Annotated in this window: 11 protein-coding genes; 10 read left to right on the forward strand and 1 reads right to left on the reverse strand. The window is 72.9% G+C overall.

Annotated features, from left to right (window positions below):
- Nucleotides 1-58: 58 nt before the first annotated feature.
- Genes QWM81_RS03240 through QWM81_RS03250 form a run of 3 tightly spaced genes read left to right on the forward strand, consistent with a single transcriptional unit; the run spans nt 59 to nt 3,239 of the window.
- Nucleotides 59-1,489, forward strand: coding sequence for a resuscitation-promoting factor (locus QWM81_RS03240; RefSeq protein ID WP_435372315.1), 1,431 nt, complete (start codon nt 59-61; stop codon nt 1,487-1,489).
- Entirely contained in the window at nt 1,486-2,349 is an 864-nt protein-coding gene (rsmA, locus tag QWM81_RS03245; RefSeq protein WP_290109901.1) for a 16S rRNA (adenine(1518)-N(6)/adenine(1519)-N(6))-dimethyltransferase RsmA, read from the forward strand. Before QWM81_RS03240 ends, rsmA begins: the two co-directional genes overlap by 4 nt.
- Nucleotides 2,346-3,239, forward strand: coding sequence for a 4-(cytidine 5'-diphospho)-2-C-methyl-D-erythritol kinase (locus tag QWM81_RS03250; protein WP_290109902.1), 894 nt, complete (start codon nt 2,346-2,348; stop codon nt 3,237-3,239). The genes rsmA and QWM81_RS03250 overlap by 4 nt, the downstream gene beginning before the upstream one ends.
- A gap of 283 nt (nt 3,240-3,522) precedes the next feature.
- On the opposite strand, the gene QWM81_RS03255 is transcribed toward QWM81_RS03250, so the two are convergent.
- The gene (locus QWM81_RS03255; protein ID WP_290109903.1) at nt 3,523-4,155 is read right to left on the reverse strand and encodes a lipoprotein; all 633 of its coding nucleotides are present in this window, start codon (nt 4,153-4,155) and stop codon (nt 3,523-3,525) included.
- A 149-nt stretch (nt 4,156-4,304) separates the two neighbouring features.
- Here QWM81_RS03255 and QWM81_RS03260 point away from each other — a divergent pair, with 149 nt between their 5' ends.
- From QWM81_RS03260 to galK, 7 genes are all read left to right on the forward strand, one after another.
- The gene (locus tag QWM81_RS03260; protein WP_290109904.1) at nt 4,305-6,104 is read left to right on the forward strand and encodes an ABC-F family ATP-binding cassette domain-containing protein; all 1,800 of its coding nucleotides are present in this window, start codon (nt 4,305-4,307) and stop codon (nt 6,102-6,104) included.
- Nucleotides 6,105-6,580: 476 nt separating this feature from the next.
- Nucleotides 6,581-8,416 carry an outer membrane protein assembly factor BamB family protein gene (locus QWM81_RS03265; protein ID WP_290109905.1) on the forward strand — a complete coding sequence of 612 codons (1,836 nt, stop codon included), beginning with the start codon at nt 6,581-6,583 and terminating at the stop codon, nt 8,414-8,416.
- Nucleotides 8,417-8,466: 50 nt separating this feature from the next.
- On the forward strand, nt 8,467-10,242 hold the full coding sequence (locus QWM81_RS03270; RefSeq protein WP_290109906.1) for an outer membrane protein assembly factor BamB family protein: 1,776 nt from the start codon (nt 8,467-8,469) through the stop codon (nt 10,240-10,242).
- 218 nt (nt 10,243-10,460) lie between these two features.
- A complete protein-coding gene (locus tag QWM81_RS03275; protein WP_290109907.1) occupies nt 10,461-11,186 on the forward strand; it encodes a helix-turn-helix transcriptional regulator in 726 nt (241 codons plus the stop codon).
- Between the two features lie 218 nt (nt 11,187-11,404).
- Nucleotides 11,405-12,448, forward strand: a complete 1,044-nt coding sequence (gene galT / locus QWM81_RS03280; protein ID WP_290109908.1) for a galactose-1-phosphate uridylyltransferase — start codon at nt 11,405-11,407, stop codon at nt 12,446-12,448.
- Entirely contained in the window at nt 12,445-13,407 is a 963-nt protein-coding gene (gene galE, locus QWM81_RS03285) for a UDP-glucose 4-epimerase GalE (protein WP_290109909.1), read from the forward strand. The genes galT and galE overlap by 4 nt, the downstream gene beginning before the upstream one ends.
- The gene (gene galK, locus QWM81_RS03290; protein WP_290109910.1) at nt 13,404-14,573 is read left to right on the forward strand and encodes a galactokinase; all 1,170 of its coding nucleotides are present in this window, start codon (nt 13,404-13,406) and stop codon (nt 14,571-14,573) included. The genes galE and galK overlap by 4 nt, the downstream gene beginning before the upstream one ends.
- Nucleotides 14,574-14,761 lie beyond the last annotated feature (188 nt).

The raw sequence follows: 14,761 nt of genomic DNA on the forward strand, positions 1-14,761 counted from the left end.
CACCCGGTAACCGGCTTGCTTTGGAGAGTGACCGGCCCTCCGCTAGGGTCCCGGCCTCGTGAGCTACTCCCAGGGCAGACACCGGAGCGTCGCCGGGTACGGAGGCGGCGCGGTCGCGTACGAGCCGCTCCTGCCGGCCCAGGGCGCCGACCCCGACGCTCCGACGATCACGGCGGTCCCGGGAGCCACCGCCGGGGGACTCGGGACCGCCACCGTCCCGGCGCCCGGTCTGAGGACCACCACCGTCCCGGGGTCCGGTCTCGGGACCTCGACCCTGCCGGGGCAGGGGGCCGCGCCCCTGGACATCCCCGCACGGGTGCCAACGCCCGCCCCCGTGGGCGGCCGCGCCGAGGCCCGCCGTGCCGCACGCCGCCGCAAGGCCGCCTCTCCGGCCGCCCCCGAGGGGCTGCGGCGGCTGGTCCCGCAGGCCCTGGTCGTGGCCTTCCTCGCGGGCGGCACCAGCGCGTTCGTCGCCAGCGACAAGGCCGTACGGCTCAGCGTCGACGGCGTACCCCGCACCATGCACACCTTCGCCGACGACGTGTCCGAGCTGCTCGCCGACGAGGGCCTGAACGTCGGCGAGCACGACCTCGTCGCCCCCGGCCCGAACGCCGCCCTCGCCAGCGGCGACGAGGTCGTCCTGCGCTACGGCCGTCCCCTCACCCTCACCCTCGACGGCAGCCGCCGTCAGGTGTGGACCACCGCCCGCACCGTCGAGGAGGCGCTGCGCCAGTTCGGCGTCCGCGCCGAGGGCGCCTACCTGTCCGTGTCCCGCTCGTCCCCCATCTCCCGCCGCGGGCTCGCCCTCGACGTACGCACCGAACGCACCGTGACCTTCATGGCCGACGGCCGCGAGCGCACCGTCCGCACCAACGCCGCCACCGTCCGCGAGGCCGTCGAACAGGCCGGGATCACCCTCAGCGGCCAGGACACGACCTCCGTACCGCCCGGCAGCTTCCCGCGCGACGGCCAGACGATCACCGTCATGCGGATCACCAGCGGCAGGGAGGTGCGCGAGGAGCCCATTCCGTACGAGGTGGAAAGGGTGGAGGACCCGTCGCTGTTCACCGGCACCGAGGTCGTCGAGCGGCAGGGGCAGCAGGGCTCGCGACGTGTCACGTACGCGCTGCGCACGGTCAACGGCGTCCGGCAGGAACCGCGCAGGATCGACGAGGAGGTCGTACGCGAGCCGGTCGACCGGCTCGTGAAGGTCGGCACCAAGCCCATGCCCACCTCCGTCGCCGGCGCCGACCACCTCGACTGGAACGCCCTGGCCCAGTGCGAGTCGGGCGGCCGGCCGGACGCCGTCGACGCGTCGGGCACCTACGGCGGGCTGTACCAGTTCGACCCCGGCACCTGGCGCTCCCTCGGCGGCACCGGCGTCGCCCAGGACGCACCCGCCGCCGAACAGACATACCGGGCGAAGAAGCTCTACGTGCAGCGGGGGGCGAGTCCGTGGCCGCACTGCGGCCGTAGGCTGTATCGGTGAGCACCACTGAGCCCGACGCCCTCCTCGGCCCCGCCGACATCCGTGAACTGGCCGCAGCGCTGGGCGTACGCCCCACCAAGCAGCGCGGCCAGAACTTCGTCATCGACGCCAACACGGTCCGCCGGATCGTGCGGACGGCGGAGGTACGGCCCGAGGACGTCGTCGTGGAGGTCGGGCCCGGGCTCGGCTCGCTGACCCTGGCGCTGCTGGAGGCGGCGGACCGGGTCGTCGCGGTCGAGATCGACGACGTACTGGCGGGCGCCCTGCCCGCGACCATCGCCGCCCGGATGCCCGCGAAGAAGGACCGCTTCTCCCTGGTCCACTCCGACGCGATGCACGTGCGGGAGCTGCCCGGCCCGCCGCCGACCGCGCTCGTGGCGAACCTGCCGTACAACGTCGCCGTGCCCGTCCTGCTGCACATGCTCGACCGCTTCCCGACCATCGAGCGCACCCTCGTCATGGTCCAGGCGGAGGTCGCCGACCGGCTGGCCGCCCGGCCCGGCAACAAGGTGTACGGCGTGCCGTCGGTCAAGGCCAACTGGTACGCGGAGGTCAAGCGGGCCGGCGCGATCGGGCGCAACGTCTTCTGGCCCGCCCCGAACGTCGACTCGGGCCTGGTGTCCCTGGTACGCCGCTCGGAGCCGGTGAAAACCAGCGCCACGAAGGCGGACGTCTTCGCGGTCGTCGACGCGGCGTTCGCCCAGCGCCGCAAGACGCTGCGCGCCGCGCTGGCGGGCTGGGCCGGGTCACCGGCGGCCGCGGAGGCCGCGCTGGTCGCGGCCGGGATCTCGCCGCAGGCGCGGGGCGAGGCCCTGACCGTGGAAGAGTTCGCACGCATCGCGGAGGCCAAGTCAGCGTGAGCATCACCGTACGGGTACCGGCCAAGGTCAACGTCCAGCTGGCGGTCGGCGCCGCACGCCCCGACGGCTTCCACGACCTGGCCAACGTCTTCCTCGCCGTATCGCTCTACGACGAGGTGACCGTCACGCCCGCCGACGAGCTGCGGATCACCTGCTCGGGCCCGGACGCCGGCCAGGTGCCGCTGGACGCGTCCAACCTGGCCGCGCGGGCGGCCATGGCGCTCGCTGCCCGGTACGGCATCACCCCGGACGTCCACGTCCACATCGCCAAGGACATCCCGGTCGCGGGCGGCATGGCGGGCGGCAGCGCGGACGGCGCGGGCGCGCTGCTGGCCTGCGACGCCCTGTGGGGCACGGGTGCCTCCCGCGACGAACTCCTCGCCATCTGCGCCGAGTTGGGCAGCGACGTGCCGTTCAGCCTGATCGGCGGGGCGGCGCTGGGCACCGGGCGCGGCGAGCGGCTGACGCCGCTGGAGGTGGGCGGCACGTTCCACTGGGTGTTCGCGGTCGCGGACGGCGGGCTGTCGACACCCGCGGTGTACGGGGAGTTCGACCGGCTCGCGGCCGGCGCGGACGTCCCGGAACCGGCCGCCTCACCCGCGCTGCTGGACGCGCTGCGTACGGGGGACGCCGCCGCCCTGGCCGGTGCCCTCGCCAACGACCTCCAGGCCGCCGCCCTGTCGCTGCGCCCCTCGCTCGCCGACACGCTGGCGGCGGGCACGGCGGCGGGCGCGCTCGCGGGCCTGGTCTCCGGCTCGGGGCCCACGACCGCGTTCCTGGTCAAGGACGAGGACGCCGCCCGGACGGTCGCCGAAGCCCTGCTCGCCTCGGGCACCTGCCGCACGGCCCGCGTGGCGACGTCCCCGGCGCCGGGCGCGCGCGTCCTGTGAGGTGGGGCGGCCTGTGAGGTGGGGCGTCAGCGGCGGCAGTCGGCTCCCCGGCTACGGGCGGCACGGATGCGGGCTCGCGGGACACGGGCTTCCCGGCCGCGAACCCTGCGGCGGCGAGCGCCGCTGGACTCGTCGCCCATGTCCACGGTGACACGGTGACCCGCCCCGGGCGGTAGAGGCCGGTCCTGGCCGGCCTCGGCGGCCTGAGGGAGGCCACCCGGTCTCGGTGAGGCGGATCGCGGTCCACGTCACGCCCGGCGGCGGTCGCCATGGCCTGCAGGGGTCAGTCCGTCACGGCCATCGTCCTCCTGGCCAGCTCGTACGCCGGCAGCATCTGCTGGTGCTCCGCCGTGTCCAGGCCGCCCAGGTGCACCACGACCGCGCCGCGCGGGGTGGTGACGGCGAGGGCGCGCTCGGTCTTCGGCTCGTCCTGGAACTCACCGGAGACGGTGTACGTCACCTCGGCGGCGGGCAGCCGGCCCGCCTCCACGTCCCGGTAGCGGGCCTTGCTCGCGGACGTGTCGGCCGCGATGAAGCCCTCCAGGATCTCGCGGGGCGTGGCGCCCTTGGCGGCGGCCTCGGCCTCGCCGGTCCAGACGCGGAGGAAGCCGATGTTCCCGGCGGGCTTCGCGTCGATCTCGCAGGCCAGCACGACGGGGCCCTGGTCGAGAACGCCGATCGCGGGATCGGACGTCACCGCCTCCGCCGTCCACTCGGGCGCCGTCTCGAAGGACACCGGCAGGGCGCACGGCGTGCCGGCCCCGCCGATCAGGCGCTTCGGCTGTGCGGCGGCCCGGACGCTCCCGGACGGCTTCGCGGCCGGCCCGGCACCCTCCGCCGCGCACCCGGCCGCCAGCCCCCCGGCCACCACCAGCACCACCATCGCGGCCACGCCCCGCATCCCGTACCGGCCCATCACCATGCCACCCCCCGCGCTCGAACGAACGCCGCACGCTACCGCACGGGTGCCGCGCCCCCCGTGGGGGTCCGCCCCACGCGGACGCCGACGCACCGGCCGCGGCGGCTACCCTGGTAGGTCGGCCCGTCCCCCTGCACAGGAGTGAAATGGCAGTCAACCTCGTCAATGTCGAGGCAGTCAGCAAGGTGTACGGCACCCGTGCCCTGCTCGACGGCGTGTCCCTCGGCGTCTCCGAGGGGGACCGGATCGGTGTCGTCGGGCGCAACGGGGACGGCAAGACCACCCTCATCCGGATGATCGCCAAGCTGGAGGAGGCCGACACCGGGCGCGTCACCCACAGTGGCGGGCTGCGGAGCGGGGTGCTCACGCAGCACGACTCGCTCGACCCGGCCGCCACCGTCCGGCACGAGGTCATCGGCGACCTCGCCGACCACGAGTGGGCCGGCAACGCCAAGATCCGGGACGTGCTGACCGGGCTGTTCGGCGGGCTGGAGATGGCCGGGTTCCCGCAGGGCCTCGACACCGTCATCGGGCCGCTGTCCGGTGGTGAGCGCCGCCGTATCGCCCTCGCCAAGCTGCTGATCGCCGAGCAGGACCTGATCGTCCTGGACGAGCCGACCAACCACCTGGACGTCGAGGGCATCGCCTGGCTGGCCCGGCACCTGCGGGAGCGGCGCTCCGCACTCGTCTGTGTCACCCACGACCGCTGGTTCCTCGACCAGGTCTGCACACGGATGTGGGACGTGCAGCGCGGGGCGGTCCACGAGTACGAGGGCGGCTACTCGGACTACGTCTTCGCGCGCGCCGAGCGTGAGCGCATCGCCGCGACCGAGGAGGTCAAGCGGCAGAACCTGATGCGCAAGGAGCTGGCGTGGCTGCGGCGCGGCGCCCCGGCCCGGACGTCCAAGCCGCGCTACCGCATCGAGGCCGCCAACGAGCTGATCGCCGACGTGCCGCCGCCGCGCGACACCTCCGAGCTGATGCGGTTCGCCAACGCCCGGCTCGGCAAGACCGTCTTCGATCTGGAGGACGTCACCATCACGGCCGGGCCGAAGGTGCTGCTGAAGCACCTCACCTGGCAGCTCGGCCCCGGTGACCGCATCGGCCTCGTCGGCGTCAACGGCGCCGGCAAGACCTCGCTGCTGCGGGCCCTCGGCGACGCCGCCACCACGGGGGGCGAGAAGCAGCCGGCGGGCGGGCGGATCGTCGTGGGCAAGACGGTGCGGCTGGCCTACCTGTCGCAGGACGTGGCCGAACTGCCGCCGACGCTGCGCGTGCTGGAGGCGGTCCAGCAGGTGCGTGACCGCGTCGACCTCGGCAAGGGCCGGGAGATGACGGCGGGGCAGCTGTGCGAGCAGTTCGGGTTCACCAACGAGAAGCAGTGGACGCCCGTCGGCGACCTCTCCGGTGGTGAGCGGCGCCGCCTCCAGCTTCTGCGGCTGCTGATGGACGAGCCGAACGTCCTCTTCCTCGACGAGCCCACCAACGACCTCGACATCGAGACGCTGACGCAGCTGGAGGACCTCCTCGACGGCTGGCCCGGCTCGATGGTCGTCATCTCCCACGACCGGTTCTTCATCGAGCGGACGACGGACAGGACGTACGCGCTCCTCGGCGACGCCACGCTGCGCATGCTGCCGCGCGGTATCGACGAGTACCTGGAGCGGCGCCAGAGGATGATCGAGGCGGCCGTCCCGTCCCCGGCGTCCGCCCCGGTCAAGGAGAAGTCGGCGGGCGACGCCCGTGCCGCGAAGAAGGAGCTGCAGAAGATCGAGCGCCAGCTCGACAAGATCTCCGAGAAGGAGAGCACCCTGCACACCCAAATCGCCGACAACGCCACGGACTTCGAGAAGGTGGCGAAACTCGACGCGGAGCTGAGAGAACTCGCGGCCCAGCGCGAGGACTTGGAGACGCGGTGGCTGGAACTCGCCGAGGACGCCTCCTAGCGCGTACGCGTGGCGAAGGCGTGGAGAGCCGATAACGACGGCGTCACGGGCCGGTCCTCCCTTGGGAACAGGGGGCGGACCGGCCCTTTTCGTGTCAGTGCCGGGTGATAGAAAGAAGCCCCGCTCGACTCACGTGACACTGCGGAATCCATGTCCGATTCGCTCCTTTCCGGCGGTACGTGTGCGCCGGAATCGCGGGGGAGGCCGGTCGGGCAGCGGGCCGCACGAAGGGGGATGCGCTGATGACTCAGCCGCCCAGCCAGCAACCGCCGCAGGGAGGCTCCGGGTCCCCGCAGGACCCGCCCCAGCAGCCCCACCAGCCCCCGGCCCCACCCCAGCCGCCAGCCGCCCCCGCCGCGCCGGGTCAGCCGCCGGTGCCGCCGACCGCCGCACCGCGGGTGCCGCCGGGCCGGCCGGGGCACGCACCCGCCGCCGGGCCGGGCGTGCCGCCGCAACAGCCTGCCGCCGCACCGCAGATGCCGCAGCCGTCCCAGACGCCGCCGGCCGCGCCCGGCCAGCCGCCCACCGCCGCACCCGGGTACCCGCAGCCTCCGGCCGCCGCGCCCGGTTACGGCACCGCGCCTGGTTACGGCACCGCGCCTGACGCCCCCGGTTACGGCAACCCGCCTGCCGCCGCCCCTGGTTACGGCAACGCGCCCGCCGCCGCGCCCGGTTACGGCTACCCGCAGGCACCGGCCGCGCAGCCCGGTTACGGCTACCCGCAGGCGCCCGGCCAGCAGCCCGGCCAGCAGCCCGGCCCGTACGGGGCGCAGCCGGGGCCCTATGGCCGGCAGCCCAACCCGTACGGCGGTTACCCGGCCCAGCCGCAGTACCCCGGCGCGCCCACCCCTCCCCCCGGCGGGGGCAAAGGCCCCTTCAAGGGCAAGCCCGCCGTCATCATCGGCGCGGCCGTCGCCGCCCTGCTCGTCATAGGCGGCGGCACGTACCTCGCCCTCAGCGGCGACGACAGCGGCACCAAGCCGGACGCCAAGAGCTCCGGCGCCGCGCCGGACCCGACCACCTCCGAGTCCGCCGACCAGGGCGACGGCAGCGGCGACGGGCGTGAGGCCAACGACGACCTCAACGCCGGGCGCAAGCCGGGCGAGGCCAAGGTCGAGTGGCTGGTCACCAACGACGTGGACCTGCCGCGCAACGGCGCGGACGTGCACGGCCCGTGGGTCGTCGGCGACACCATCGCCAAGGCGATGTACAAGGGCCTCTCGGGCTACTCGGTGGCCGACGGCAAGAAGAAGTGGGACCTGCCCTTCACCACCGAGGTCTGCGCCGCCCCGGTCGCGCCCGCGGCCAACGGCACGATCGTCATCGGCCTGAACGACAAGACCGGCGACAAGGCCGACTGCACCGTGTTGCAGCAGATCGACCTCAAGACCGGCAAGGCGGGCTGGAAGAAGCCCATCCCGAAGGGCACGGGCTTCGGCTCGCTCTCCGACTTCACGCTGGCCATCAGCGGCAACACCGTGACGGCCGCGGGCACCGGCAACTCGTACGGCTTCTCGCTGGCGGACGGCACGCAGCTGTTCGGCAAGCCGTCCACCGACTGCAAGCCGTTCGCGTTCGCGGGCGGCCCCAAGCTGATCGCCGCGTCGAGCTGCCCCACGGGTGACTACGAGAAGGTCCAGCACCAGGTCAGCGAGGTCGACCCGACGACCGGCAAGCCGAAGTGGACGTACCGGCTTCCGCTCAACTGGGAGGTCGACAAGGTCTTCTCGGTGAGCCCGCTGGTCGTCTCCACCACCGAGCCCGACAGCAAGAAGTGGAGCGTCATCGCGCTGACGGACGCCGGCAAGCTCCGCTCGACGCTCGACGGCGGCAAGGACAAGTTCCAGCCCGACTGCGGCGGCAGCTTCGTCGTGTTCGGCCAGAACCTGGAGGGCTGCGTCGGTGTCGCCGCCGACGCGACCACCTTCTACATGGCGACGGTGCCGACCCAGGTCAGCAACGGCACCAACGACGTGGTGGCCTTCGACCTGAACACCGGCAAGCCCAAGTGGCGCGCACCGGCGGGCCCGCAGCGGACCGCGACCCCGCTGCGCATGGAGGGCGGCGACGTCCTGATGTACATGGAGGGCTCCTGGGACCGCGGCGGCGCCGTCGCCACGCTCGCCCCGACCGGCGGCAGCCCCAAGGTGCTGCTCCAGCACCCGGCGTCCACGGCCGAGATCGAGCGCGACTTCTACTCGCCGCAGTACGCCTACGCGGACGGCCGCTTCTTCATCGTCAGCGGCCGCGTGAGCGCCCGCAATGACGCGGAGGAGAAGCAGACCAAGACGATGATGGCCTTCGGGAAGTGAGGGCCGCCGCCCCGCTCGCCCTTCTTCAGATCCTCAGAGGTACATAGCCCATGACGCAGCCACCGCCGCCACCGCCGAACCAGCCCCCGGGCCCCCCGCCGAACCAGCCCCCCGGCCCGCCAACCGGCTCGCCGCAGCCGGGCGGCTTCGGTGCCCCGCAGGACCCTCCGCCCGGCTTCGGCGCCCCCACGCCGCCGCCGCAGGACCCCGCGTACGGCTATCCCCAGACGCCGCCCGCCCAGCCCCCCGGCTACGGCTACCCCCAGGCCCCGTACCAGGCTCCCGGGCAGCAGCCCGGGTACGGCTCCGGCTACCCGGCCGCTCCCATGCACCCCATGGGGCAGCCCGCGCCCATGCCGGGCGGGCCCGGCGGCGTCAAGAAGCTGTCCACGCCGACGCAGATCATCATCGCCGCGACCGTCGCGGTGGTCCTGATCATCGCCGCCGGTGTCTGGTACGCCGCCGGCAGCGGAGGCAGCGAGAAGACCAACGACGCCAAGGGCTCCTCCGGCGCCGCCGACGGCGGCAAGGACGGCGGCCAGCAAGGTCTCGGCGGCAAGGAGAAGGTGCCCGCGAACACCAAGTCCAGGGTGGCCTTCCAGCTGCCCCAGCCCGAGGTCGGCGACCTGACGTTCGTGGGCGGCTCATGGGTCACGGACAAGGCGTACGTCAAGACGAACGTCCGCTCCGTCGTCGGCCACGACCTCGCCAAGGGCACCCCCCTGTGGACCCTCCAGCTCCCCGGTGACGTGTGCGCGGTGTCGCGCCACATGAAGGACAACAAGACCGCCATCGCCTTCGAGGCCACCAAGCGTGTGCCGCCGAAGAACTTCCAGCCGTGCACCGAGGTCGGCGCCATCGACCTGAACACCGGCAAGCTGTTGTGGACCAGGTCCGTCTCCGGCGGCAACGCCGGTGACAGGAAGGTCGCGTACAACGAGGTCACCCTGGGCGCCTCCACCGTCGCGGCGGGCGGCACGGACGGCGGCGCGGCCTGGGACCTGACCACCGGCAAGGAGCTGTGGAAGCCGCAGGTCGACGCCGACTCCTGTTACGACATGGGTTACGGAGGCGGCGAGGGCCTGGTCGCCGCGCGCAAGTGCGGTCCGTACGACAACCAGTACGTCCTCATCCAGAACCTGGAGCCCGGGACCGGGGCGCCGATCTCCTCGTACAAGATGCCGACAGGCGTCGAGTACGCGAGCGTCGTCTCCACCAAGCCGCTGGTCGTGGCGGCCGATGTCGGCGACACCGCCGGTGACGGCTCCGGCATCTCTGACTTCTTCTCCATCGATGAGAAGACCGGCAAGCTGAAGGCCAAGATCTCGGCCAACGCCGAGCGGTACGCGGGCGAGTGCGGCTCCACCGAGGTCGAGGCGTGCGAGAAGCTCGTCGTCGGCAACAACCGGCTCTACCTGCCGACCGAGGACCACGAGGGCGGCGGCGAGTACGGGGACACCAACGAGATCGTCTCCTTCGACCTCACCACCGGCAAGCCGACCACCGACAAGGCCGACGCGGGAGACCGGTACTCGATGGTCCCGCTGCGCATGGACGGCGCCAACCTGATCGCGTACAAGGTGCCCCCGTACGACAAGGGCGGCCAGGTCGTCAGCATCGACGGCTCCACCTTCAAGCAGACGGTCCTGATGGAGAACCCCTCCGACGAAGCCGTCCGGGACGCGGAGGAGAGCTTCTCGCTGGAGTACAACGAGATGCTGTACGCCGGTGGGCGGCTGTTCCTGTCCGAGAACATGCTGTCCGAGCGCAGCTCGTCCTCTTCCGACGAGAAGAAGTACCTGGCGATGTCGTTCACCACGAACTGAGCGCACCCAGCCTCCGGCCCGGCCCGGCACATCGATCCGCGATGTGCCGGGCCGTCCACTTGGTGAGTCTCAAGTAGCCCTGTTTGACGAAGAATTCGACATTCTGGGGGGCTTCTGGCAGGTAGGGGGCGCGCAACGTCGAACAAGCGTGTAGCTTGCCGGGTCAACAGTGCCGGGGTGCGGCGGGGGGCCGGTCCCGGGGGATGGGGGGATGGTGGATGGGCGTGCGGCTCATGGTGGTCGACGATCACCGACTTCTCGCCGAGGCGCTCGCCTCGGCGTTGAGGCTGCGCGGACACCGGGTGCTCGCGGCCACCGCGCCCACGGCGGGCGCGGCCGAGCTGGTGGTCAGCAGGGCGCCCGAGGTGTGCCTGCTGGGGACGGCGGCACCGGCCGAGCCCGGGGTCTTCGACCCGATCGTGACGATCAAGCGGGAGCGTCCGCAGGTGGCGGTCGTGGTGCTCGGGCCGGTGCCCAGCCCGCGCGGGATCGCGGCGGCGTTCGCGGCCGGTGCTTCGGGGTACGTCCGCCACGACGAGCGCATCGAGGGCGTGGAGCGCGCCATGGCCAAGGCGCGGGCGGGTGAGGCGGCGGTGGCGCCGCAGCTGTTGCAGGGTGCCTTCACCGAGCTGCTGAACCCGGCCGCGCAGCCGGACGACGAGGGCCGGCGGCTGTTGCGGATGCTGACGCCCCGTGAGGTCGAGGTGCTGGTACGGGTCGCGGAGGGCGAGGACACGCGGCTGATCGCGGCCGGCATGGGCATCGCGCCGAGCACGGCGCGCACACATGTGCAGCGCGTGCTGATGAAGCTGGGCGTGGGGTCACGCCTGGAGGCCGCCGCCCTCGCCGCCCGTACGGGCCTGCTGGACCGGGCGGCCGCCGGTGCGCGAAACGGGCACCCCGGCCCGCACCGACCCGGGGCGGAGGGGCCCGGCCCGGTGTGACGGGCGGCGGGCCCCGGTCGACTCTGGTGGTCTCTGTTGGGTTCTTTGTCGATGGCGAGTGCGCCAGGCGATATGTCCGTTGCAAGCGCTTACCCGCGCCCCGCTGACTCACTGGCTCATTGGCTCACCCATTGACGTGACTGTTCGAGTATGGTTGGTTGTGTTTGTTTCTGTTGAATGAGTGTGCGTGCCACCGCGTGTGAGCGAGGAGTCCCGGAGTGAAGAAGACGTCGACCCGGCTGGCCGACGGGCGTGAGCTGGTCTACTACGACCTGCGGGACGACGTCGTACGTGACGCCGTGGACCCGCGGCCGCTCGACCCGATCTCCACGACCTCCGAGGTCCGCCGCGACCCGCTGCTCGGCGACTCGGTCGCCATCGCCTCGCACCGCCAGGGCCGCACCTACCACCCGCCCGCCGACGCATGCCCGCTGTGTCCCTCACGGGACGGCCGGCACAGCGAGATACCGGACGGTGACTACGACGTCGTCGTCTTCGAGAACCGTTTCCCCTCCCTCGCCGATGACTCCGGCCGCTGCGAGGTCGTCTGCTTCACCTCCGACCACGACGCCTCGTTCGCCGATCTCACCGAGGAACGGGCCGCACTCGTCCTGGAGGCCTGGACGGACCGCACCGCCGAACTCGCCGAGCTCCCCCACGTCCAGCAGGTGTTCTGCTTCGAGAACCGGGGCGCCGAGATCGGGGTCACCCTCGGCCACCCGCACGGCCAGATCTACGCCTACCCCTTCACCACTCCCCGTACGGCGCTGATGCTCCGCTCGCTCGACGACCACCGCGCCGCCACCGGCCGCAACCTCTTCGACGACGTGGTCGCCCGCGAGCGCGCCGAGGCCGAACGGGTGGTCCTGGAGACCGGCGAATGGGTGGCCTTCGTGCCGTACGCCGCGCACTGGCCGTACGAGGTCCACCTCTACCCCACACGGCGCGTCCCCGACCTGCGGGCGCTGGACGACGCGGCACGCACGGAGTTCCCCCAGGTCTATCTGGAACTCCTGAGGCGCTTCGACCGGATCTTCGGGCAAGGTGAGCCGCCGACGCCGTACATCTCCGCCTGGCACCAGGCGCCGTTCGGCGACCCGCGGCGCGACGCGTTCGCGCTGCATCTCGAGCTTTTCACCATCCGCCGCACTTCCGGCAAGCTGAAGTTCCTCGCGGGCTCGGAGTCCGGCATGAGCGTATTCATCAACGACGTGCCGCCGGAGGCCGCGGCCCGGCGACTGCGAGAGGTAGCGAGCGCGTGAAATATCTGGTTACGGGCGGGGCCGGCTATGTCGGCAGTGTGGTCGCCGCGCATTTGCTGGAGGCCGGACACGAGGTCACCGTCCTGGACGACCTGTCGACCGGGTTCCGCGAGGGAGTCCCGGCGGGCGCCCGCTTCATCGAGGGCCGCGTCCAGGACGCCGCCCGCCACCTCGACGCCTCCTACGACGGCGTCCTGCACTTCGCCGCGTTCAGCCAGGTCGGCGAGTCCGTCACCGACCCGGAGAAGTACTGGGTGAACAACGTCGGCGGCACCATGGCCCTGCTCGCCGCGATGCGCGACGCGGGGGTGCGCAGGCTCGTCTTCTCCTCGACCGCCGCCACGTACGGGGAGCCGGTCTCCACCCCCGTCACCGAGACCGACCCCACCGCGCCCACCAGCCCCTACGGCGCCTCCAAGCTCGCCGTCGACCACATGATCACCGGCGAGGCCCGCGCGCACGGCCTGGCCGCCGCGTCCCTGCGGTACTTCAACGTGGCGGGCGCGTACGGCGACTGCGGCGAGCGCCACGACCCCGAGTCCCACCTCATCCCGCTCGTGCTCCAGGTCGCGCTCGGCGGGCGCCAGTCGATCTCGGTGTACGGCGACGACTACCCCACCCCCGACGGCACCTGCGTACGCGACTACATCCATGTCGCCGACCTCGCCGAGGCACACCTGCTCGCGATGGACGCGGTCACCCCCGGCGAGCACCTGATCTGCAACCTCGGCAACGGTAACGGCTTCTCGGTCCGCGAGGTCATCGAGACCGTACGGGAGGTCACCGGCCACCCGGTTCCCGAGGTCGTCGCCGCGCGCCGTGCCGGTGACCCGGCCGTGCTGGTCGCCTCGGCCGTCACCGCGCGCGAGCGGCTCGGCTGGCAGCCGTCCCGGCCGGACCTCGCGGGCATCGTGGCCGACGCGTGGGAGTTCGCGCGGAAGCGGGAGGCGGGGCGGTGACCGGGGGCGGAGAGACCGGGGGCGGAGCCGTCGCGGAGGGCTTCCGCGAGCTGTACGGGTACGCGCCGCAGGGCGTGTGGGCCGCGCCGGGCCGGGTCAACCTCATCGGCGAGTACACCGACGTCAACGACGGCTTCGTGATGCCGCTGGCCCTCCCGCACACCGCGGTCGCCGCGGTCTCCCGGCGGGACGACGGGCAGCTGCGCGTCCACTCGGCCGACGCCGACCAGGGCGTGATCCAGCTCGGCGTCGAGGCGCTGGAGCCGCTCTCCGACACCGGGTGGGCCGCTTACCCGGCCGGTGTGGTGTGGGCGCTGCGCGAGGCGGGCCACCGGGTCGGCGGCGCCGACATCCACCTCGCCTCGACCGTGCCCACCGGAGCCGGCCTGTCCTCGTCGGCCGCCCTGGAGGTCGTCACCGCGCTCGCCCTCAATGACGTGTACGGGCTCGGGCTGGCGCCGCGGGAACTGGCCGTCCTGGCACAGCGCGCCGAGAACGCGTTCGTGGGCGTCCCGTGCGGCGTGATGGACCAGATGGCGTCGGCGTGCTGCACCGAGGGCCACGCCCTGTACCTCGACACCCGGGACCTGACGCAGCGCCACGTGCCGTTCGACCTCGCCGCACAGGGCCTTCAGCTCCTGGTCGTCGACACCCGGGTGAAGCACGCGCTCGGGGACGGCGCGTACGCAGAGCGGCGCGCCGGATGCGAGGCCGGTGCGCGGGCGCTGGGTGTGCGCACGCTGCGCGAGGTCGAGTACGCGCATCTATTCGACGCCCTCGGGCGGCTGGCTGATGAAACGGTTCGCTCGTACGTCCGCCACGTGGTGACCGACAACCACCGGGTGGAGCGGACCGTCGCGCTGCTGGACGCGGGGCACGTGCGCGCGGTCGGGCCCGTCCTGACGGAGGGCCACACCTCGCTCCGCGACGACCTCAGGGTCTCCTGCCCGGAACTGGACCTCGTCGTGTCGGCCGCGAACGCCGCCGGGGCGCTGGGCGCCCGGATGACGGGCGGCGGGTTCGGCGGCTCGGCGATCGTGCTGGTCGAGGCGGCGGACGCGGACACGGTGACCAAGGCGGTCGGGGAGGCGTTCGCGGCGGCCGGGTACACGGCCCCGCGGGTCTTCCCGGCCGTGCCGTCGGCGGGGGCGCGCCGCATCGGGTGAGCGTGGGTGCCCGCCGCGTCCCCGGCGGACGGGCGGCACGGCTTCGGCCCGTCCCCGGCGGACGGGCCGAAGCCGTGAGTTCGGCCAATCACCCTCCCCCTTCGCCCGCCCGGTCGTAGTCTGTGCACAGCACCGGTGGGGGCCGGTGTTGATCAGGGGGCGAGAGAAGCCGGGTACGACGCCCGGGG

Origin of the sequence: Streptomyces ficellus (assembly GCF_030406405.1) — a bacterium.
In the GTDB taxonomy this organism is placed as follows: domain Bacteria; phylum Actinomycetota; class Actinomycetes; order Streptomycetales; family Streptomycetaceae; genus Streptomyces; species Streptomyces ficellus_B.

What these genes read in the sequence shown, in the direction of transcription:
- QWM81_RS03255 (WP_290109903.1), bottom strand. Translation starts at nt 4,155, where the DNA reads ATGGGCCGGTACGGGATGCGGGGCGTGGCCGCGATGGTGGTGCTGGTG.
- QWM81_RS03260 (WP_290109904.1), top strand. Translation starts at nt 4,305, where the DNA reads ATGGCAGTCAACCTCGTCAATGTCGAGGCAGTCAGCAAGGTGTACGGC.
- QWM81_RS03265 (WP_290109905.1), top strand. Translation starts at nt 6,581, where the DNA reads ATGCCGCAGCCGTCCCAGACGCCGCCGGCCGCGCCCGGCCAGCCGCCC.
- QWM81_RS03270 (WP_290109906.1), top strand. Translation starts at nt 8,467, where the DNA reads ATGACGCAGCCACCGCCGCCACCGCCGAACCAGCCCCCGGGCCCCCCG.
- QWM81_RS03275 (WP_290109907.1), top strand. Translation starts at nt 10,461, where the DNA reads ATGGGCGTGCGGCTCATGGTGGTCGACGATCACCGACTTCTCGCCGAG.